The 19179-nt window shown below is 65.7% G+C and carries 22 protein-coding genes; 10 read left to right on the top strand and 12 right to left on the bottom strand.

Annotated features, from left to right (window positions below; genetic code table 11):
- Positions 1-24: 24 nt before the first annotated feature.
- Positions 25-477, bottom strand: a complete 453-nt coding sequence (locus FB381_RS13865; protein ID WP_141780820.1) for a DUF6153 family protein — start codon at positions 475-477, stop codon at positions 25-27.
- Between the two features lie 672 nt (positions 478-1149).
- Here FB381_RS13865 and FB381_RS23915 point away from each other — a divergent pair.
- Positions 1150-1539 carry a M23 family metallopeptidase gene (locus tag FB381_RS23915; RefSeq protein ID WP_170225155.1) on the top strand — a complete coding sequence of 130 codons (390 nt, stop codon included), beginning with the start codon at positions 1150-1152 and terminating at the stop codon, positions 1537-1539.
- A 31-nt stretch (positions 1540-1570) separates the two neighbouring features.
- Here the strand turns inward: FB381_RS23915 and FB381_RS13855 are convergent, their stop codons facing one another.
- The gene (locus tag FB381_RS13855) at positions 1571-1825 is read right to left on the bottom strand and encodes a hypothetical protein (RefSeq protein ID WP_141780818.1); all 255 of its coding nucleotides are present in this window, start codon (positions 1823-1825) and stop codon (positions 1571-1573) included.
- A 176-nt stretch (positions 1826-2001) separates the two neighbouring features.
- On the opposite strand from FB381_RS13855, the gene FB381_RS13850 reads away from it, so the two are divergent.
- Both FB381_RS13850 and FB381_RS13845 read left to right on the top strand, forming a co-directional pair.
- On the top strand, positions 2002-2625 hold the full coding sequence (locus FB381_RS13850) for a GNAT family N-acetyltransferase (RefSeq protein ID WP_211352430.1): 624 nt from the start codon (positions 2002-2004) through the stop codon (positions 2623-2625).
- Between the two features lie 266 nt (positions 2626-2891).
- Positions 2892-3386, top strand: coding sequence for a M15 family metallopeptidase (locus FB381_RS13845; protein ID WP_246088108.1), 495 nt, complete (start codon positions 2892-2894; stop codon positions 3384-3386).
- Between the two features lie 9 nt (positions 3387-3395).
- On the opposite strand, the gene FB381_RS13840 is transcribed toward FB381_RS13845, so the two are convergent.
- The 6 genes from FB381_RS13840 to FB381_RS13815 all read right to left on the bottom strand — a co-directional run bounded on the left by FB381_RS13840 (position 3396) and on the right by FB381_RS13815 (position 10159).
- Positions 3396-4313 (bottom strand): M56 family metallopeptidase, encoded by a 918-nt coding sequence (locus FB381_RS13840; protein ID WP_170225154.1) that lies wholly within the window; start codon positions 4311-4313, stop codon positions 3396-3398.
- A 25-nt stretch (positions 4314-4338) separates the two neighbouring features.
- Positions 4339-4686, bottom strand: coding sequence for a BlaI/MecI/CopY family transcriptional regulator (locus tag FB381_RS13835; RefSeq protein ID WP_141780815.1), 348 nt, complete (start codon positions 4684-4686; stop codon positions 4339-4341).
- Positions 4687-4712: 26 nt separating this feature from the next.
- Positions 4713-5561, bottom strand: a complete 849-nt coding sequence (locus FB381_RS13830) for a sialidase family protein (protein ID WP_141780814.1) — start codon at positions 5559-5561, stop codon at positions 4713-4715.
- 213 nt (positions 5562-5774) lie between these two features.
- Entirely contained in the window at positions 5775-6908 is a 1134-nt protein-coding gene (locus FB381_RS13825; protein WP_246088107.1) for a HAMP domain-containing sensor histidine kinase, read from the bottom strand.
- An 11-nt stretch (positions 6909-6919) separates the two neighbouring features.
- Complete coding sequence (locus FB381_RS13820) at positions 6920-7645, bottom strand: response regulator transcription factor (protein ID WP_141780812.1); 726 nt, start codon at positions 7643-7645, stop codon at positions 6920-6922.
- Positions 7646-7648: 3 nt separating this feature from the next.
- Complete coding sequence (locus tag FB381_RS13815; RefSeq protein ID WP_141780811.1) at positions 7649-10159, bottom strand: heavy metal translocating P-type ATPase; 2511 nt, start codon at positions 10157-10159, stop codon at positions 7649-7651.
- 123 nt (positions 10160-10282) lie between these two features.
- On the opposite strand from FB381_RS13815, the gene FB381_RS13810 reads away from it, so the two are divergent.
- From FB381_RS13810 to FB381_RS13785, 6 genes are all read left to right on the top strand, one after another.
- Complete coding sequence (locus tag FB381_RS13810) at positions 10283-10492, top strand: hypothetical protein (RefSeq protein WP_141780810.1); 210 nt, start codon at positions 10283-10285, stop codon at positions 10490-10492.
- Positions 10489-12012, top strand: coding sequence for a multicopper oxidase family protein (locus FB381_RS13805; protein ID WP_141780809.1), 1524 nt, complete (start codon positions 10489-10491; stop codon positions 12010-12012). The genes FB381_RS13810 and FB381_RS13805 overlap by 4 nt, the downstream gene beginning before the upstream one ends.
- A gap of 64 nt (positions 12013-12076) precedes the next feature.
- Positions 12077-12646, top strand: a complete 570-nt coding sequence (locus FB381_RS13800; RefSeq protein ID WP_246088106.1) for a DUF305 domain-containing protein — start codon at positions 12077-12079, stop codon at positions 12644-12646.
- Positions 12646-13236 carry a class I SAM-dependent methyltransferase gene (locus FB381_RS13795; RefSeq protein WP_141780807.1) on the top strand — a complete coding sequence of 197 codons (591 nt, stop codon included), beginning with the start codon at positions 12646-12648 and terminating at the stop codon, positions 13234-13236. The genes FB381_RS13800 and FB381_RS13795 overlap by 1 nt, the downstream gene beginning before the upstream one ends.
- Before the next feature lie 3 nt (positions 13237-13239).
- Positions 13240-13398, top strand: a complete 159-nt coding sequence (locus FB381_RS24625; protein WP_141780806.1) for a DUF1059 domain-containing protein — start codon at positions 13240-13242, stop codon at positions 13396-13398.
- Between the two features lie 75 nt (positions 13399-13473).
- Positions 13474-13929 (top strand): hypothetical protein, encoded by a 456-nt coding sequence (locus tag FB381_RS13785; RefSeq protein ID WP_141780805.1) that lies wholly within the window; start codon positions 13474-13476, stop codon positions 13927-13929.
- 23 nt (positions 13930-13952) lie between these two features.
- Here the strand turns inward: FB381_RS13785 and FB381_RS13780 are convergent, their stop codons facing one another.
- The 3 genes from FB381_RS13780 to FB381_RS13770 are packed head-to-tail and all read right to left on the bottom strand — an operon-like array spanning position 13953 to position 17181.
- Positions 13953-15662, bottom strand: a complete 1710-nt coding sequence (locus tag FB381_RS13780) for a type IV secretory system conjugative DNA transfer family protein (protein ID WP_141780804.1) — start codon at positions 15660-15662, stop codon at positions 13953-13955.
- Entirely contained in the window at positions 15662-16114 is a 453-nt protein-coding gene (locus FB381_RS13775) for a hypothetical protein (protein WP_141780803.1), read from the bottom strand. Before FB381_RS13775 ends, FB381_RS13780 begins: the two co-directional genes overlap by 1 nt.
- Positions 16111-17181: an ArdC family protein gene (locus tag FB381_RS13770; RefSeq protein ID WP_141780802.1), complete on the bottom strand. Its 1071-nt coding sequence runs from the start codon at positions 17179-17181 to the stop codon at positions 16111-16113. Before FB381_RS13770 ends, FB381_RS13775 begins: the two co-directional genes overlap by 4 nt.
- A 536-nt stretch (positions 17182-17717) precedes the next feature.
- On the opposite strand from FB381_RS13770, the gene FB381_RS13765 reads away from it, so the two are divergent.
- The gene (locus FB381_RS13765) at positions 17718-18584 is read left to right on the top strand and encodes a hypothetical protein (protein WP_141780801.1); all 867 of its coding nucleotides are present in this window, start codon (positions 17718-17720) and stop codon (positions 18582-18584) included.
- Here FB381_RS13765 and FB381_RS13760 read toward each other — a convergent pair.
- Positions 18529-19128: a YciI family protein gene (locus FB381_RS13760; RefSeq protein WP_141780800.1), complete on the bottom strand. Its 600-nt coding sequence runs from the start codon at positions 19126-19128 to the stop codon at positions 18529-18531. The two genes, FB381_RS13765 and FB381_RS13760, sit on opposite strands and share 56 nt — an antisense overlap.
- Positions 19129-19179: the final 51 nt, after the last annotated feature.

The raw sequence follows: 19179 nt of genomic DNA, 5'->3' as shown, positions 1-19179 counted from the left end.
TGGGTGCCTCGTGCCTCGGGCCTATCAGCAGCGGATCACGCAGAGTTGCAGCAGATCGGGCGGGTCACGGTCTCGTCCGTAGAGGATCGTGGCCGACCAGGTGGGAACCAGGTGCCTGAGGACCCGGATGCCGCGCCTGGCCATCAGCAGAGCGAAGCCCAAGATCAATCCGGTGAGGATCGCGAGACAGAGACCGAGGATGCTCCCATCTCCCACGCCGCCAGGCACCTCGGAACCTGCGGCGCCGTCGGGCAGAGTGGCCACGGGTTCGTTCTTAACGGCGCCAGCGAGATCGTGCGGGCCGCCATGGCCGACGGCCACCAGCACGCTCGCGCCGTCGGGCTCGGCACTCATGGAGTGAGCGCCGGCGTGGGACCCCCAGCCGTGCATCGACATGAGTCCGAACAGCGCGACCGCAACAGCGGCGAGCGCAAGGCGCGCGCCACCTGTATGCGTTGCCGTCCGGAGGTCCTGCATGGCATCGATACTAGGCATACGCCACGCGTAACGAGAACTCGCTTGGATGAATCCCGGCTGGTTCGACATGACACGCCCGAGTTGGTCCGCAACCGCCGATCTACTACGGTCCATAGTAGAAGCGGGATTTCTCCCTCCCTTGGTGGGTGCCCGGCTTCCCCGTTATGGGCACCCACCACTTCATGCCTGTGGCGCGGTCGTGCACGCGATTCGGTGGGACGAGGAGAACAGGTGCGCCCTGGTCGACACAAGCGGATTGATGACAACAGGCAAGGTCGGTCGCAGGCTGACGCTGGAAGACTTATGGTGACCCCGCATCGGCTGGGGCCGATCGACGGTCGGCATCGACTCGAACGTCGCGGTGCGATCGGCTGGCGAGGGGCAGTGCCGCAGGTGCTGACTGTCGTTGCGGTCGCGGGCGTTCTGGGCGGCGGTTCTGTCGTTCGAGATTCGGTGGACCCGGCAGTATCGACGGAGCCGACGGCCGACAGTTCGGTGCCGCCGGCGGCGCTCGATCGGCAGGACAGCGTGAGTAGGTCCGCAGAGCGGCGGCCTTCGGTGGATAGGCGGCGCGAACCTCCCACTCCCGGCCCTAGTCGGCCTCCGAAGGGCAAGCCTGAGCGGCCCCGTCATGTCGAAAGGCTCGCGGTCGAGCGTACGGATGAGCGATGGGTGCTCCCGGTCGACTCGTATCGCCTCACCGGCACTTTCGGCGAGGGAAGCTCATTGTGGAGCAACACGCATACGGGCCTGGACTTTGCGACGTCATGGGGTTCGAGGATCGTCGCGGTGGCAGGTGGGCGCGTCGTCGAGGCCGGTTGGGCGGGCTCGTACGGCTACCGCACGATCATCGAGCTACCCGATGGTACCGAGATCTGGTACTGCCATCAGGCACGCATCGAGGTCGATCCCGGCGAGCTGGTCGGTCGAGGGCAGTCAATCGGCGACGTCGGAAGTACCGGCAACAGCACCGGCCCTCACGTGCATATCGAGGTGCGCCCGGACGGCGGGGAACCGATCGATCCGAAGGTCGCGTTCGCGGAACATGGCGTTCGCCCGTAGGGCGGGCGTGCCTACTGCAGGAGACGCGGCCTCAGGCCCCTGGGTCGGGATCCATGGCGATGCCCCCGCCGATCGCGAGCAGGATCGCCATGGGGTAGCCGACCAGGAGATCCTGCCAACCCATCGAGATCGGAAGTGGTTGGAAGCCGCCGTGCGCGAGCAGGTGCTGGACTGCCACCAGTCCCGCGGCCGCGAACAGGGCTGTCGACAGGATGCGCCGCCGGGTCCACTTCGACAACTGCCTCTCGGCAGCACTCTTCTTCTGTCCGCGTCGAGTACGTGCCATGTGGTGTTCCTTCTTGAAATCTGAGCCTGAAGACGATCTACTATCGATGATAGTAGATCACCTAGGGAGGCGGCAGGCAGTTGCTACGACGTACTGCACCAGGACGTACCGCACCAGGCACTGGCGGGACGGAGCCGAACGAACCCGCCGATGAAGTGACCGTGAGCATCAGACGGATGGGCTTGCAGGATCTGCCGGACGTCGTTGCCGCTCATCGCCAGCACTTCCCCAACGGATTCTTTGCGCGTCTCGGACCGCGGTTCCTACGCCGCTACTACCGGACGTTCCTCGACGGTCCGCTGGCCGTAGCACTCATCGTCGAGGTGTCCGGAGTGCCATCGGGCTACCTCGTCGGCGTCCTGGATCCCGTCCAGCACCGCCGCCTTCTGCTGACATATCACGGAGTCGCGCTGGCGGCATGTGGGCTGTTCGGTCTGATGCGCAGGCCGACGGTGCTGACCCGCTTCGTCCTGACGCGGGCACGCCGATACTTGACCGCATTGAGGCGGTCCCGCGACCGCGTCATTGAGTCCGTGGACGGGCCCCGAATTGCGGTGCTATCGAATGTCGTCGTGGCGGAGCACGCCCGCGGCCTCGGACTGGGGACGCTGCTGGTGGACGCCTTCCTGGCTCAGGCGCGCGACGTGGGACGGGACCGCGCATGTCTGGTCACCGTCGCCGGCCCGGACGGCGCCGGCTCGTTCTACACGAAATCAGGCTGGCAACACACGCGTGACGCAACAGGAGCCGATGGGCAACGCCTCTCCCACTTCGAACGCGATCTGTCGGAGATGGTGTGAGGTCGGTCCGACGGGTGGCCGCCATACTGGTCCTGCCCTTGGTGCTCTCGGGATGCGCCAGCGCGGAGGACCGCGACCAGCAGAAAGGGCAAAAGACCACATCTGCGACGGGGTCTGCGAGCCCGTCTGGGAAGCCATCGCCGTTGGACTCCGCCAACCCAGTGATCGAACCGATTCCCCTACGTCAGTGGCAGGCGATGAAGAGGGCGGGAATGGTTCGACCGGGGTGTCCCATCGTGCGACGCGGTCAACTGCGTTCCGTGTGGGTGAGCTTCGTCGACTTCGAGGGTGTAAAACAGCGCGGTCAGTTGGTCGTCAACCGGGATGTGGCGGCCAGTGTGGCCCGAATCTTCAGTGCTCTGTACGACGCTCGATTTCCGATTCGGAAGATGCGGCCAGTGGAGAAGTACGACGGCGACGCGAATGCCAGTCTTGCCGACGACAACACCTCCGCGTACAACTGCCGCACGGCGGACCAGATCAACGCACCATTTCGGGAGTCTCCTCACGCAAACGGGCGGGCGATCGACATCAACCCGTTCGAGAACCCCTGGAAGGACCTTCGCTGCAAGTGCTGGTTTCCCTCTGACGAGAATCGGGCGCGTAAGGAAGGCCCTGGAGTGATCGTCCGAGGTGGCGTGGTCTGGAAGGCGTTCCGCCAGGAAGGGTGGATCTGGCAAGACATCGATGTCCCCGACTACATGCATTTCGACACGGGCTATCCGTCTAAGCCATTCCGCTCGGACCCCGACGTGGGGTGAGCGGCGGGATCAGCCGATGAGGCAGATGCCCTTCCAAGCCATGGCAACTGCGGGCGCCGCTACGAGTGACAGTGGAATGACCACGAGTGTCGCGATGGCGAGCCCCGTGAAGATCGCGACGTGGCTGCGCAAGGTCACGGCGTTGTCGTCTAGCCGGCGCAAGCGCTGCTCGACGTCGCTACCACTTGCCGCCATAGCGCCCGTGGGCGATGGGAGGACGGCGAGACGCTCAAGTGCAGAGCGAAGGGACCTGGCGCCGATCTGGCGGCGGGCGCAGTCGTCGGCGGACAGCTCGGCGAAGAGGTGGACGTGCCGCATCGCTGCACGGAATGCGGGAAAGAATGGCGCCAGGGCTCCGAACAACGCGCGACACGTCACCAGCGCGAGGTGGTGTCGCTGTCGCAGGTGGGCTGCCTCGTGGGCGAGAACAGCGTCGATCTCCCGCTTGTCGAGTGTCGCGAGCAGACCGCTTGTGACCACGACCCGGTGTCTCTTGCCGCCGATGCAGAACGCGTAGGGCGCTTCGTGGTCCAACACCAGGACGCCTGGGACGATGTCCGAGCGGCCAAGCACGTCGAGGACTGCAACGCGTGCTCGGCGTTCACGTCGGTCCTGTAGCGAGACACGGAAAGCGCACCACAGTATCCGGCCCAACAACACGCCGGCCGTGGCCAGTCCGAGCGTCGCCAGAAATGCGCCGCCTGGGGAGGAGTAGCCGTGCTTCAGATTCTCGGCGCACAGATCGAACAGTCGCGCGATGTCACCTCGGACGTGCTGGAACCCGATCGACAACGCAATGCCAAGGGCGAGCAGGCTCAGCAGAACCGATGAGGCCAGGGCCTGCCACGCCGCGATCGCCAATCGAGGGGCCGAGGTCGTCCAGGTCGACTGGGTGAGCATGGCTGCGCCCCACGTGCCTGCGGTCACAGCGAAGACAAGGAGCAGTGCGGCGCTAATCATTCAGTGCTCGCTTCAGCCGCTCGACCTCATTGTCTGACATCCGGTCAAGGAACCGCATCAGCGTGATTGAGCTGTCACCGCTGTCGCTGAGCAGCTCATGCATCAGGTCAGCGGTGTGTTCCGCCCGTCCCTTCGTCGGCTGATATCGGAAGGCACGGCCCGCTTTCACCCGCTCCAGAAATCCTTTGCGGTGGAGGTTGTCCATGACGGTCAGCACCGTCGTGTATGCCAGGGGCGGCTCGCGGTCGATGCGCCCCAGCACCTCGCGTACGGTCAAGGCGTCGTCGGTGGACCACAGGTGCTCCATGACGACAGCCTCGAGTTCGCCCAGTGGACGCATGCTCGTCCCTTCCTAGTGATCTGCTTTCACGTCAGCGAATCCCACTCGCCGTCTACGGCCCGGAAGACCTTTGCGCGGTCACCTGACATGGTGGCCACCACGAGATCGCCCTTAGAAGTGTAGGCGGCCGCGCTCGTGCCCTCAGGCACATCCAGGGTTGACCAGGTCGTACCTCCGTCATCGCTGGACTCAGCGCCGCCCATTCCGATGATGACGAGCCGTTCGCCTGAACCGTCGACAGCGACCGCCATGGATCCGGGCAACGACCCTATCGGAGCCCATGTCGCACCACCATTCGTTGTCTTGACGGCACCCGACTTCATCGAAGGGGCGATGGCGACGTCGGGATCTGCAGGGTCAACCCAGATCGATCCCATCAGATCGTGCCCGGCGCTGCTCGCACGTTGGAAAGACCGGCCGGCGTTATCGGAGACGAGAACGCCGGCCGGCGAGCCGAGATAGACCCGCTCGTCGGCAGCACCTAGTGCGTGTACATCTGAAAGCGGAAGACCCGGCACAGCTGCAAACGTTGAGCCGTCGCTGGAGCGATACAGCCCCGCGTGACCACCTGCCAGAATCCCGCCGCCCGATTGAGCCCAGGCCATGACGTCCTTGTTGTCGAGGGTGTCGATCTGCGTCCAACCACCGGTGATGCGGCGGGAACCCGCGCCGCCGTGCCCACCGACGAACAGTCGACCATCCAGCTCGCCCACCACATGCAAGTCATCACCCACGACCGGACCAGCCATGTCGCCGCCGCGGGTCAGCAGCGTGCCCACGATCATCGCGGCGAGCGCGAGGGCGAGCATTGGAAGCATGACGCGACGGGCTTTCGGGGAAAGCCCCAGCTTGCGGTCGCTGGTGTGGGCGGTCATCGGCGGTACATCCTTCGCTGCTCCAGTTTCGAGATGGCAGGGGCGCCCCATCTATTATCAACTATGAAGGATAGTAGATGGGGGTTGGTGTGGCGGACCGAACGGGGGCGGGCCGAGCCTGATTGTGGCGGTCGTGGTGATCGGCGTGGGCTGCCCCGTGCTCGAGCCCAGGAGCCAGGAGGATGTCGCCGCCGTCCTCGGAGGTGGAGCGACTCATCCCTGTCCGCTACCGCGGAGGCAGGATGACGCACCCTCTCCGTTAACCGCCAGGGTTGGGATCCTGATTGTGAAGGTTGCGCCTCTACCGGGCCCGTGGCTATATGCGTCGAGGCGCCCTCCGTGTGCCTCGACGATTGCGCGGCTGATGGTGAGGCCGATCCCGGATCCTTGTTCGTCGCGGCTGCGGGCAGCGTCGCCACGATAGAAGCGCTCGAAGATGTGTGGCAATTGAGCCGGTGGGATTCCGTCTCCGGTGTCGGTGACGGAGACTGTGATCCAGTCCTCCTCGCGCTGGGTGTCGATGGTGACGGTTCCGCCTGCCGGTGTGTGTCGGCGCGCGTTGTCGAGAAGGTTCGTGAGCACCTGGAGGAACCGGGTCCGGTCGACCTCGACCTGTCCTGAGCCGGTCGCCGTCACATCGATCCGGATGTGCTTCTCCTCGAACCGCCCGGCGACCGTGTCCCGTGCGGCCGCGATCAGCTCTGCTGGGATGGCCGGCTCCAGGGTCAGCCGCAGGTGGCCCTCCTCGGCTCGGGAGACCGCGTCGAGGTCCGTGGCGAGGCGTGCCAGGCGTGTCACCTGCTCACCCAGGACGCTGCGCGTGGTCTGGTCCCAATGTCTGACGCCGTCGTCCAGGCCTTCTAGGTAGGCCTGCAGGGTCGCGATCGGCGTACGGAGTTCGTGCGCCAGATCGGACAGGAGACGCCGACGGGTGTCCTCGGTGCTGGCAAGTTGAGTGCCGAGGGTGTTGAACGACTCCGCCAGCGCGTCGAGCTCAGGCCCGGCGTCACCGACGGGGACACGGGTCGCATAGCGGCCGGCGGCCACCTCTGCGGCGGCGCGCTGCAGCCGAGTCAACGGTTCCTGGAACCGTCGGCTCAGGAACCAGCTGACCGCCAACGCCAGGGCCGCGGCGGCGACGATGGCGATACCCAGGGAGATGATGCTCGCCGTCTGGAATGCACGTTCGACGTGCTCGAGTTCGGACGGGTCGGGCGCGTGGTCTGCCTGGAGCATGTGCTCATGGAACAGGGGCGGCCCCACAACAGCGGCGATAACTCCGGCGGTAACAATCGCAGCGAGCAGGACCAACGCCTGCGCCAGGACGAGCCGGGTTCCGATCCGCAATTGCCGTAGCCTCATCGGCTCTGCACTGTCTTGATCTGATCCGTCTTGAACCGGTAGCCGACCCCGCGGACGGTGTCAATGAAGAGGGGCTCGGTGGCGGCCTCGCCCAGTTTGCTGCGCAGGTGAGCGATGTGGACGTCGACGATGTGCTCGTCACCGCCCCATCCTTCGCCCCAGACGGCATCGACGAGTTGGCGTCGGGAGAAGACCCGCCGAGGAGCCTGCGCGAGGGCAACGAGTAGATCGAACTCGGTCCGGGTCAGGTGCACAGGCCCGTCGCTGAGGCTGACTTCACGGGCCGCGAGGTCGAGGGTGAGTCCGTTGAAGCGGAGCAGGTCGCCGGTCTGCGGTGTTGTGAGCTTGCTGAGCCGTGGGCGTCGTACCGCCGCCTGGGCTCGAGCTACGACTTCGCGTGGGGAGAACGGCTTGGTGATGTAATCGTCGGCTCCCACGCCCAAACCGATGAGCTTGTCGATCTCGTCCTCGCGGGCGGTGAGCATGATGATGTAACAGTCAGAGAATGTGCGGATGATGCGGCACACCTCTACGCCGTCCAGTCCAGGTAGACCCAGGTCCAAGAGGATCAGGTCGGGGTCTTGAGTGCGGGCGAGATCGACCGCGTCGGGGCCGTTGTGTACCTGGGTGACGACGAATCCGCCCTTGGTCAGGTAGTCGGCCACGATCTGGGCGAGGGGACGCTCATCTTCGACCACCAGGACCGGGATGGGTGCTGTCATAGGTCAGCTCTCGCTCGTCGCCTGGTGCGGTCTTGTGCCCGATCGGCCGAGGTGCACGCCACGCAGCCGCAAGGCGTTGCTGATCACGCTGACGGAAGACAGGGCCATCGCGGCGGCGGCGATGATCGGGGACAGCAGGAGGCCAGTGACGGGGTACAGGACGCCAGCGGCGATCGGGATGCCGGCGACGTTGTAGACGAAGGCGAACAGCAAGTTCTGCTTGATGTTGCGCATCGTCTTGTCCGAGAGCCGTCGTGCGAGAGCGATGCCCATCAGATCGCCGTTGAGCAGGGTCACACCTGCGGACTCCATCGCCACGTCGGTGCCCGAACTCATCGCGAGCCCGACATCGGCCGCGGCCAGGGCGGGGGCGTCGTTGACACCGTCTCCTGCCATCGCGACCACCTTGCCTTCGGACTGGAGCTTCTGCACGACCTCGGCCTTGCGGTCGGGTAGGACCTCGGCCTCGATCCGGGTGATTCCCAGACTGCTGGCGACGGCCTCAGCGGTGACGCGGTTGTCGCCGGTCAACATGACCACCTCGACGCCCTGTTCCTTGAGGTCGGCGAGCGCCTCGGCCGTGGTCGGCTTGACGGTGTCTGCGATCGCGAACACGGCAACGGGCCGCTGATCGGTGCCCATGAGAATCGCAGTCGCTCCCGTGGACCTGAGCCGATCGGCGACGGCCACCAGAGGCATGGGGTCGATGCCCTCGTCGGCGAGGAAGCGGGCACTGCCCAGTACGACCCGCCTGCCCTCCACGGTGCCAGCGACGCCGCGGCCGACGGGAGAATCGAAGTCGGCCACATCCGCCAGGCCCAACTCGCGCTCCTTAGCAGCATCGAGGATCGCTTGCCCCAAGGGATGCTCCGACGCACGCTCGACCGAGGCGGCAAGGCGCAGTGCGTCGTTGACGTCTCCGTCCCTGTCGGCCAGTTCAATCGTGGTGACTGAGGGCTTCCCTTCGGTCAGGGTGCCGGTCTTGTCGACCACGACCGTATCGACCCTCTCCATTCGCTCCAGCGCCTCGGCGTTCCTGATCAGGACGCCATGCTCGGCTCCACGACCTACGCCGACCTTGATGCTGATCGGGGTGGCCAAGCCGAGCGCACACGGGCAGGCGATGATGAGCACGGCGACCGCGACGACCAGACCGTGGGCCATCCGGGGCTCCGGACCAACCACCGCCCAGACGACGAACGCCAGCACGGCGATCCCGATCACGACGGGTACGAACACGCCGGCGACTCGGTCCGCGGTGCGCTGGATCGGGGCGCGGGAGCGCTGAGCGTCGGCAACCATCGCCACGATCCGCGCCAGCATCGTGTCCCGCCCGACACGTTCGGCACGCACCAACAGGCCACCGGTGGTGTTGATGGTGCCTCCGATCACGTGGTCACCCTCGGACTTGGACACCGGCATCGATTCACCGGTCACCATCGCCTCATCGACCGACGACCTGCCTTCCGTCACTACCGCATCCACAGGGATCTGGTCACCAGGACGTACGCGGAGTCGGTCCCCGACGATGACGTCGTCCAGGCCGATCTCCTCGTCGGTGCCGTCGGCACGCACACGGCGGGCGGTCTTCGGAGCGAGATCGAGCAGAGCGCGAATAGCCCCCGAGGTCTGCTCGCGGGCTCGCAACTCCAACACCTGCCCCAACAGCACGAGAACGGTGATGACGGACGCTGCCTCGAAGTAGACATCGACCGCCCCAGATCCCATGCCGTCGGCCATGTCAGCAGACGAACGGAAGGAGTCGGGGAAGATCTCTGGTGACACCGTCGCGACGACGCTGTAGAGCCATGCCACCCCGGTGCCCATCGCGATCAGCGTGAACATGTTCAGATTGCGGGTTCGAACTGACGCCCACCCCCGCACGAAGAACGGCCACCCGGCCCACAACACCACGGGTGTGGCAAGAACGAGCTGAATCCAGTTCGACACCGACTGCGGGATGGCCTCGCCAATCGCGTCGACAAAATGACCACCCATCTCCAAGACCACTACCGGTACGGCCAGAGCGACACCGACCCAGAACCGGCGAGTCATATCCCGCAGCTCGGGACTTGGGCCCTCCTCGACGCTCGCTATCAGTGGCTCCAACGCCATCCCGCAGATCGGGCAGGCGCCCGGACCGGGACGGCGGATCTCTGGATGCATCGGGCACGTCCACTCAGTGGCAGGCGGCGCGGAAGCCTCCGCGGGTTGGGCCGACGCCTCCGCATGAGGGTGGTGCTCCTCGTGATGGTGTTGGTCGTGATCCGCGTGTGCGTGCCGGTCAGGCGTCTGGTGGCCGTAGCTGGCGTTGTGGTCGTGGTCGGCGGGGGGCGTAGCGTCCCCGGCGTAGGTGACCGGATCGGCCATGAACCGTTGTCGGCAGCCGGCGGAGCAAAAGAAATAGCGCTCGCCGCGGTAGGTCACCGAGTGCGGCGTGTTCGCTGGGTCGACACTCATCCCGCACACGGGGTCAGCGGCATGCGGCGGCGGCTCGTGGGCGTGGCTGCTCATGACCCCATTCTGACTGCCGTCGACGACGATCGCGACCGGCTCAGGTCCTCCGCGAGCCGACCTTCGTCAAACCTTCATGAAATCTGCGAGCCAATCACAAAGGTCGACCTCCAGGCTGGAGCCATGACGGACGGTGCATGGGACGTGACCTGGATCTGGGTGGTTCTCGGGCTCGCGGCCGTGTGGGCTGTGGTCGTCCTCGTCTGTCGCGCGATCATCGGCTCGCGCACCCGAGACGCTGGCCATGATCTGCGGGGCACGCTCGACCACAGGTTCGCAAGCGGCGAGCTTGACCTTGATCCGGACTTCAGCGACGAAGAGCGGCTTTCATGAGGCTCTCGCGCCGTTCGCTCCTGCTCGGCGCTGCGGGCAGCGCCAGCAGCGGCCTGCTCGCCGCCTGCTCGGGCAACCCCGCGATGCAGCCGTCGGGCCTCGCTCTGCCCACCCAGTCACCGATGACTCAGCCTGCGGGGAAACGGGTGGTTGAGCGCACCTTGACACCGCGGGCCACGACGATCGACCTCGGTGGCACGACCATGAACACATGGGCGTACGGCGACACGGTCCCTGGGCCGCTGGTCCGGGCGACCGCGGGAGACCTGGTGCGGATCACCGTTGACAACCAGCTCCCGACCGACACCAGCATCCACTGGCACGGCATCGCGCTACGCAACGCTGCCGACGGTGTGCCCGGCCTCACCCAAGATCCGATCACGCCGCAGTCGCGATTCGTCTACGAGTTTGTCGCCCCCGATCCGGGGACGTACTTCTACCATCCACACGTCGGGGTACAGCTCGACCGCGGTCTGTATGCCCCGATCGTGATCGACGACCCCGCCGAACCGGGCGACTACGACGACGAGTGGATCGTCATTCTCGACGACTGGATCGACGGCACCGGCACGACTCCCGACGACGTCCTCGCCGGCTTGGTCGCCACCAGTTCCGGTTCTGCCGGTCCCATGGGTGGAATGGATGGCATGGACATGGGGTCCGGTTCCTCGATGCCTGGGATGGACGGTATGGACGGTATGGACGGAATGTCGATGGGGTCTCCGGAGTCACCTTTCGGCGACGCCGGTGACGTCGACTACCCCCACTACCTGATCAACGGACGAGTCGGCTCGAGCCCGGACGTCCTGCGCGCCAAGCCCGGTCAGCGGGTGCGGCTGAGGTTCATCAACGCCGCAGCCGACACGATCTTCGCCGTCGCCGTCGGCGACCACACGTTGTCACTCACCCACACGGATGGCTTCCCCGTCCGACCGCAACAAGCCGGTGCGTTCTATATCGGCATGGGGGAGAGGTACGACGCGGTCGTCACCCTCAGGGAGGGTGTCTTCCCGCTCATCGCGAAGCCCATCGGTAAGACCGGGCAGGGATTCGCGCTCATCCGCACGGCCACTGGTGCGGCCCCTACACCAGGCGATGCTGTCGCCGAACTCAACGGTGCGATCCTGATCGGCTCCGACCTGACCCCGGAAGAATCGGCACGCCTACCAGAACGAGACATCGAGCAAGAGCTCACCTTGACCCTGACCGGGCAGATGAGCCCATACGCCTGGGCGGTCAACGGAGCCGCGTACCCCGAGAACCAGCCGCTGACGATCCAGCCAGGCAAACGTATCCAGGTCCAACTTTCGAACATGACGATGATGACGCACCCGATGCACTTGCACGGCCACACCTTCGCGCTGCCAAACGGGCTACGCAAAGACACCGTTCTGCTCAAGCCGATGCAGAAACTAAACATCCAGTTCCAAGCCGACAACCCCGGCAACTGGATGGCGCACTGCCACAACATCTACCACGCCGAGGCCGGAATGATGGCCGCGCTCGTGTACCAGTCCTAGAACCAACGCCAACCAGGGAAAGAGACCAACCTTGCGTACTAAACCACTCGCAGCCGCAGCCTTCGTGGTCATCGGCGGCCTTACCCTGGCCGCGTGCGGCGACAGCGACAATTCGATGCCAGGCATGTCGGGCATGGATTCCTCGACGCCCGCCGAGCCAACCGATTCGAGCCTCAGCATCAACGATGCCGACGTGTCGTTCGCGACCGAGATGATTCCCCATCACCGTCAGGCGGTTGAGATGGCCGGGCTGGCAAAGTCCCGGGCGAAGAACCCCGAGGTCAGGGAGCTCGCCGCGGAGATTAAGGGTGCGCAGGATCCTGAGATCCAGACGATGTCGGAATGGCTGACGTCCTGGGGCGAGCCGGTGCCCGAGGACATGACTGGCATGGACATGTCTTCGTCGATGCCCGGCATGATGAGCAGCGACGACATGGACAAGTTGGCGAACGCCACCGGTAACGAGTTCGACCAGATGTTCCTCACGATGATGATCGAGCATCACGAGGGGGCCATCGAGATGGCCAAGTCCGAGCAGGCCAACGGCTCCTACCCCGACGCGGTCGCCTTGGCCAAGCAGATCGAGGCCGCTCAGACCAACGAGATCACCACGATGAAGGGGCTGTTGGGCTGATGCCGGTGATGTCCGCCATCGAAGGCGCGTTCTGTCGTAGTGATCCGTGGCGGTACCTCGCCAGACGTTGGGTCCTACCTTGGGCGCTCAACGGCCTCGAGCTTCGCGGCGATGTCCTGGAGATCGGTGGTGGTAGCGGTGCCATGGCCGACGGGGTCGCCCGCAGGTTCCCCGGCGTCCGGCTCATCGTCACAGACGTGGACGACGCCATGGTGAGCGCCGCCAGCCGCCGGCTCCAGGATCGCTCCAACGTCAAGGTCGAACAAGCCGACGTCACATCGTTGCCGTACGCCACCGGATCGTTCGACATTGTGACGACCTACTTGATGTTGCATCACGTCGTCGACTGGACCGATGCGCTTCACGAGGCCGCCCGCGTGCTTCGCCCCGGCGGGATCCTCATCGGCTACGACCTCACAGACACCAACCTGGCTCGGCTGACACACCGGCTCGACGGCTCACCACACCGCATGATCGCCCACGACGAGTTGGCGGAGGGCCTAGCTGAAGCCGGATTCAGTGACATCGACGTTGTGCTGTCTGCACGCCGCCATCTCATGCGGTTCCGCGCGACGACGAACGGGCGATGATCGGTGCCCCTCGAACTGGCCTGTGATGCCTGCGACGTCGTTCTCGCCGCCGACACGGACGATGAGTTGGCCGAGCTCGCGACCAGACATGCTCAGAGCATCCATGGGAGCACCCCGACGTGGGATCACGTTCTCGCGCGCATCTACCTGCAAAACGAATGAACGACCGTGGCGCCCGATCCGGAGTGTCCGACTACGTTGACGATCTACGCTGATGAGTATTGGAGGAGTTCAGACATGCTGCTGGCACGCCGACTGGCGATCGGTGGGGTCGCCGCGATTGCAACCGCGCTCGTGGTCGGGATCCCGACAGGGATCATCCAGACGCCCTGGTATCAGCGCATGACCCCAGTCCTCTGGTGGAACTATCCGGTCTGGGCGGCTTCGGCGCTCCTTACGGGTGCGCTCGTTGCAACCTACGTCCGCGATCCGGCGCTTCCCGTTCCTGCTACCCAGGGAGGCAAGACCTTCTTGGGCAGCGTGCTCTCGTTGTTCGCGGTGGGATGTCCCGTCTGCAACAAGCTCGTCGTCATGGCCATCGGGGTCAGCGGGGCTCTCAACTGGTTCGCCCCTATCCAGCCGCTTCTGGCGATCGGATCGCTCGGTCTTCTTGTTTATGCCCTATGGGCGCGACGGCGCGCCGCCCTTGCATGCCGAGTCGGCCCACAACCGACCGCGTCTAATGCTCGTTGAAGTGGACCGCTGTGGGCTGGCGATTAACGGAGCCATCGGGGTGGGCCGGCGCGATCGGTCCAGCGCCGGAGTTCGGTGACGATCGGGGGTGTGCTGCGGAGCAGGACAAGGCCCTTGCCAAAGGGCAGCGTTCGGATCGTTTCTGGGGGCATGACCGGGAGGCGGCGCACGGATCGTTGGAGCGAGCGGGAGCCGTGGTCGCCGACGATGAGGGTGTCGGTGTGTTCGTCGCGTTCGCCGATGAGGGCGGAAAGGTCTTGGAGGTCTTTGGTGGCGGAGGCGCCGCCGAGGATGACCTTGACGATGGCGGCGTCCCAGATGGCGTTGGCGGCGTGGTCGCCCCATTTGTCGCGTGCCTGGGCGAGGGATTGGAGGACGGGCATGGTGGTGATGCCGGTGCCGCCGCCTTCGGCCATGAGCACGGGCATGGAGGGCAAGGGGGAGAGGTTGCCGATCTCATCGAGGGCGAGCAGGAGGGGTGGGTCGAGCCGGGCGCCGGGGGCGGCTGCGGCGAGATGGCGGGCGGTTTCGACGAGGTCTTCGATGAACGCGGCGACCAGGGGCCAGGCGGCTCCGGCTCCGGCGCCGGTGGCGAGTAGGTAGAGGGTGCCGTTGTCGGTGAGGAACTCGGTGGGGTCGAAGGCTTCACCGTTTCGTGGGGTGACTGTGTCGAGAACGCGAGGGTCGGCGAGGGAGGAGAGTGCAAGGGAGACGCCCATCCAGATCGAGTCGCGGGTGCGTGGGTCGGCGCTGATCATGGCCTCGAGCGAGTCGCCCCACCCATCCGCGGCTCCGGTGGAGCTGCGCAGGATCGCGACGGCGTCGTTGGCGAGCGAGGGGTTGAGAGTCCAGGCGTAGAGGTCGGCTGCCGTGCGTTGGTCGAGGGCGGCGGCGTGGAGGAGGGCTTGGAGGGCGGTGCGGGTTTTGCCTTCCCAGAACCCGCCGCTTTCGACGCCGCCGGAGGAGAGGCCCGTAGTGGAGGCCAGCCCGGTGGCGCGGATCATCGCGGTGAGGGGGTCCTCGCAACCGCGTACGGGAGACCAGCGCAACCCCGAGGGGGTGCCCTCGGCCAGGCGCTGGGGGTCGAAGACCGCGACTGGTCCGCGTTCGGCACGGTGATCGATGGTGGCATTGAGGTTGTCTGGTCGGGTGGAGGTGGTTACCACGGGGCCGGGGGCGTCGAGGATCGCGTTGATGACGAGGTGGAGTCCTTTGCCCGAGCGAGGTGGACCGAGGATCAGCATCGAGTCCTCGGCGGAGCTCCACACCTGGTGGTTCCGGGACCTGCCGAGCAGGTAGCCGACATCCTCGGGCCGTGGCTCCGCGAGGCTGGGCCGAAGATTCGCGGCTCGTCGGAGGAGAGCTCGACGGGACGCCGCGGCGCGTACGTCCCGGCTGGTCGCGATGCCCGCGAGACGCCGCGGGTCACGGGCGGTCCGGTGGTGGGTAAGTCCGATCAGGCGCCACGCGAACCAGGCCAGGACACCGAGGACCGCGACGATGGCGGTGGCGATCAGCCAGTACGCGACGGGCTGCTGCCCGGCGGGAAACAACGGATCATTCAGCACGTCGAGGCCGGTGGCCAGACCCTTTCCACGTACCCGCGCGCCGGTGAGGTGACTGGTCACCTCTGCCGCCATCCAGAGGATCGCGAAGAGGCCCGCCAGCGCGGCGATGAGGCCGAGTCCCAGGTTGACCAACGCGTCATCGATGGGCCGGGCGTTCGGGTTCATCAGTCGGCTCCGAGGAAGGTAAGGGTGCCTGAGGAACGGCCCAGCAGCATCACGGTGCCGCCGCGGCGGGCGAGCACGGCCGCCGGTAGACGTACGTGGGTCGTTCCGTCGTCGGAGGCGGGGTGTTCGCTGATGATCACCGCGACGGCGACTGGCTCGCCCGGCAGGAACCCTGACGCGTACGTATCAGGCTCGTCGCTCGTCGAGCCGGATGCCTCCGTCACGTCGTCGGGGCCGAGCACGTCGCTGTAGATGCTGCCGTCTGCCTCGATGATCTCGACCCGGACGGCGCCGAGATCCGTGCGAACGGCGTCGAGGACGCCGCGTACGGACTCGCGGCCTGCCAGTTGAGGGCCGCCAGGGGGTGTGTAGGTGTCGCCGTTGAGCGTGAAGGACGGAGCACCAGCCTCATTGATGTGGATTCGCAGGTGAGGGTGACGCCAGGAGGTCATAGCCCGATCGCCTCACTCGGCTTCACGTGCTGCACGGTGCGTTCGGCCTGCGGTGCTTTGGCGGTCGGCACGCGAGGTTCGAGTCCGGGCGGTGCCCCGGTAGCGGTCTGGTGTGTGTCGAGTCGGTCGAGGATCCCGAGCGCTGCACGGCGTACCCGCTCGGCAGTGGCTTGGACGACCTCGACAGGGTTCGTCTCGGGCACGGTGTTCGCCCAGGTCGTGACGTAGGGGACGGTGTAGGCGGAGGTGTCCATGCTGTGCGCGGCACCGACCATGAGCGCGACACTTTCGGCCTCGACCTCGGCAATCCCGCGATGGAACGGTGCATCCGGGCTATCGGGATCGGTCAGCAGAACATGCCCGAGCTCGTGGCACAGCGACTTGACCTGGGCACTGTCGTCCATGTCGATGCGGACTGAGACCTCCCGGGTCTGGAAGTCGGTCAGCCCGTTGGCGCCGCCGATCGCCGTGGCGTTCGAGACCAGTCGCAGTTCGTATCCCTCCTCGGTGATGAGGTCTGCCAACCCATCCCAGAGCCCTTCGGGTGCCTCGCCTTTCAGAATCTGCGGTGCGGGAGTAGTCGGCAGATCGTCTCCTTCGGTCAAGGAGATGTCCCAGACGTACGCCAAGCGGACCCCGGTCATCCGGGTCCGGACTGTCTCGCCCGGCTGTGCCTTCTCGTTGGTTGCCAGGCGCCGCCACGACGACGGGTCGGACGGAGTGGACGTGGCGAACCGTGCCGTCTTCGGCGAGAGGATCTGGTAGCCGGCCTCTCCTTTGCGAACCTGACGACCGAGGGTGAGCCATTGCTTGTAGCCTGCGACGTAGGTCGGGAACGGGGTCGGAACGCGACCCTGCTCGTATGCCTCGGCATGCTGGACCGCGATGAGCATCGAGTTCCGAAAGCTGCGGCTCCGAAACTTTGCCGAGAACTCCAGCGCGCGGCGCCAGTCGTCGCCGGTCACCAGTTGCTCTACCGCGGTCGTCAGCCGTTGCTGGACCGCTTCCAACTTCGCTTCGCGCTCGGCTTGCTTGCGTGCCTGTCGCTCGGTGAGTGTCGTCGACATCGTCGCCTCCAGCTGTCGTGTCGAACAGCAGGTGCTCCCGCGGGTCCGCGTCAGCGGGTTCGATGCCTTACCGGCACCGAAGAACGCATCTACAACATCGACCTGGAACGGCAGCCTGCGCCTGACGCCCTCGAAACCGGGGACGTCTGAGTGGGAAGGACCTGCGCATGCTGCGCGCACGTCAGGCACGTTCGAGTTGGTGACACGCGTATCCGAACCAGCGTGAGGCGGCATGGTCGGTCTTGTACTGTGGGGACAGGCAAGGAGTTCGGGAAAGCACCTGAACCACCACCGTCGGTCTCGCGGCACGGGGCGTTGGATTGCGCCTGCGCTACCGCCGCCTTCTCGTTTCGTTACTTCAGGCTGTCGCGCACACTGTGTGTGCGATGGCCGCAAGGGAGCCACCTGTAATGACCATCTATTCGCACCATGCCCACCGCGGCAAGGTCCAGATCCTGGCGACGTTCCGTGGACGGTCCTGACTCGCGTCGTCGACCGTCACGAGCGTGGAGTCTGTCGCTCTCGCGGAGCCGATCGTGGACGCACTCAACCGGGTCTCCGCAAGCGCGACCACGCCAGTAAGCACCTGGGACACACGATTCGAACCTGCAGACGACTATCCGCGTGACCACCTCGATGTGCTGTCCAATCCGAAGGAACGCTCGCAGCTTCTCGACTGTGCCCACAGCCTCTGGTACGTCCTGGCAATGTGGCAGTTGCACGACGCCCTCGCCGATCTCGACCAGGAGTTGACGACGGTGCCACCGCCGGTGCGCACGGCCGTTGAGGCCGAGTTGGCGACCGAAGCAAAGTGGCTCCGGGTCGCCCTCGCGGAGGAGGAGGGAGCCGACGTGTCAGAGGAACCTGGCCAGCGCCTTTGGGAACGCGACGAGCCGTTCGTCTACACCGAGGATCTCGGGCTCAAGGAGCGCGACCGTGAGTATCTCGATCAGCACGACGACTACGACACCGACGCGGATCGCCAGGTCGCCGCTGACGATCTCCGCATGATGCTCGACGCCTACACGCGATGCTCACCGGACGCATTCGTATCCATCAGTCTGGAGGGCCTCGACTTCTTCATCGATCCGTTCGACGACGACTCCGGAAACCACGACTTCTATCTCGAGGTCGGGCCCAAGATGTCGGTGAACCCGCTTGGCCTGCCTGGGTGGGGAATCTCGATCGGCCGGTGGGAAGTCGATGAGGTCGATGACGACGGCGAGGCGATCGGAGCGACGGGCTCGACGTTCCTCGATGCCTCGTTCTCGGACCGCCCACGAACCGCCGATCTCACCGCGCTGCTCGAAGCCAGCCACAGCCAGATCGCATCGTGGGCGACGGCTGCTATCGGAGACACACTCGACGGAACGACGCTCGTTGTGACCGCGCGCATGAGGTAGAAGCAACTGGACCGGTCAGCGTCGCCAGATCGCGCGCGACGCTGACGGTGTCCAGTTCCGACAAACCCGTTGTAGATCGATTGGGTCGCTGGAACGCACGTCTTGCTCGACGATGGCTGTCTGATCGCCCGTACGCTGCTGCTACTCGACCGGCATGAGTAATGCGCTGTACATTCGTGGTCCGGTATTGCGACCTGCGGAACCTACAGACTGGCCCGCGGACTTCTTGTGGCCAGCCGCACCCCTCCGCGAGTCGGCCGGCCCAGTACTTGGCGGTCTCGACGTCGGGTACGTCGATGACGACGAAGCCGCCGATGTGCTCTTTGGTCTCGACGTAGGGGCCGTCGGTGACCACGGCGGTGCCGCTGGTGGCGTCGGCGCTGTGGACGGTGTGGCCGTCTGCCAGGCCACCGCCGAACACCCAGACGCCGGCGTCCATCATCTCGCGGCTGACGGCGCTGGACGGCTCCACTCTGCTCTGGAACCACTCTTCGGTGTGGTCGCCGCACCATGGGGCGTTGAAGTAGATGATGTAGTTCGCCATGTCGACTCCTCGAAGGGCAGGGCGGACTGGATGTCCGCTCTCTACTGTTCC

The organism is Nocardioides albertanoniae (genome assembly GCF_006716315.1).
In the GTDB taxonomy this organism is placed as follows: Bacteria; Actinomycetota; Actinomycetes; order Propionibacteriales; family Nocardioidaceae; genus Nocardioides; species Nocardioides albertanoniae.
Note: the sequence above shows the minus strand (reverse complement) of the source record. Positions and strands in the feature narration are given on the sequence as shown.

Coding starts and splice junctions, on each gene's coding strand:
- FB381_RS13855 (WP_141780818.1), bottom strand. CDS start 1,825: ATGGCACGTACTCGACGCGGACAGAAGAAGAGTGCTGCCGAGAGGCAG.
- FB381_RS13865 (WP_141780820.1), bottom strand. CDS start 477: ATGCAGGACCTCCGGACGGCAACGCATACAGGTGGCGCGCGCCTTGCG.
- FB381_RS13815 (WP_141780811.1), bottom strand. CDS start 10,159: ATGAGCAGCCACGCCCACGAGCCGCCGCCGCATGCCGCTGACCCCGTG.
- FB381_RS13785 (WP_141780805.1), top strand. CDS start 13,474: ATGCTGCTGGCACGCCGACTGGCGATCGGTGGGGTCGCCGCGATTGCA.
- FB381_RS13775 (WP_141780803.1), bottom strand. CDS start 16,114: ATGACCTCCTGGCGTCACCCTCACCTGCGAATCCACATCAATGAGGCT.
- FB381_RS13780 (WP_141780804.1), bottom strand. CDS start 15,662: ATGAACCCGAACGCCCGGCCCATCGATGACGCGTTGGTCAACCTGGGA.
- FB381_RS13835 (WP_141780815.1), bottom strand. CDS start 4,686: ATGCGTCCACTGGGCGAACTCGAGGCTGTCGTCATGGAGCACCTGTGG.
- FB381_RS13805 (WP_141780809.1), top strand. CDS start 10,489: ATGAGGCTCTCGCGCCGTTCGCTCCTGCTCGGCGCTGCGGGCAGCGCC.
- FB381_RS13770 (WP_141780802.1), bottom strand. CDS start 17,181: ATGTCGACGACACTCACCGAGCGACAGGCACGCAAGCAAGCCGAGCGC.
- FB381_RS13795 (WP_141780807.1), top strand. CDS start 12,646: ATGCCGGTGATGTCCGCCATCGAAGGCGCGTTCTGTCGTAGTGATCCG.
- FB381_RS13830 (WP_141780814.1), bottom strand. CDS start 5,561: ATGACCGCCCACACCAGCGACCGCAAGCTGGGGCTTTCCCCGAAAGCC.
- FB381_RS13850 (WP_211352430.1), top strand. CDS start 2,002: ATGGGCTTGCAGGATCTGCCGGACGTCGTTGCCGCTCATCGCCAGCAC.
- FB381_RS13810 (WP_141780810.1), top strand. CDS start 10,283: ATGACGGACGGTGCATGGGACGTGACCTGGATCTGGGTGGTTCTCGGG.
- FB381_RS13760 (WP_141780800.1), bottom strand. CDS start 19,128: ATGGCGAACTACATCATCTACTTCAACGCCCCATGGTGCGGCGACCAC.
- FB381_RS13820 (WP_141780812.1), bottom strand. CDS start 7,645: ATGACAGCACCCATCCCGGTCCTGGTGGTCGAAGATGAGCGTCCCCTC.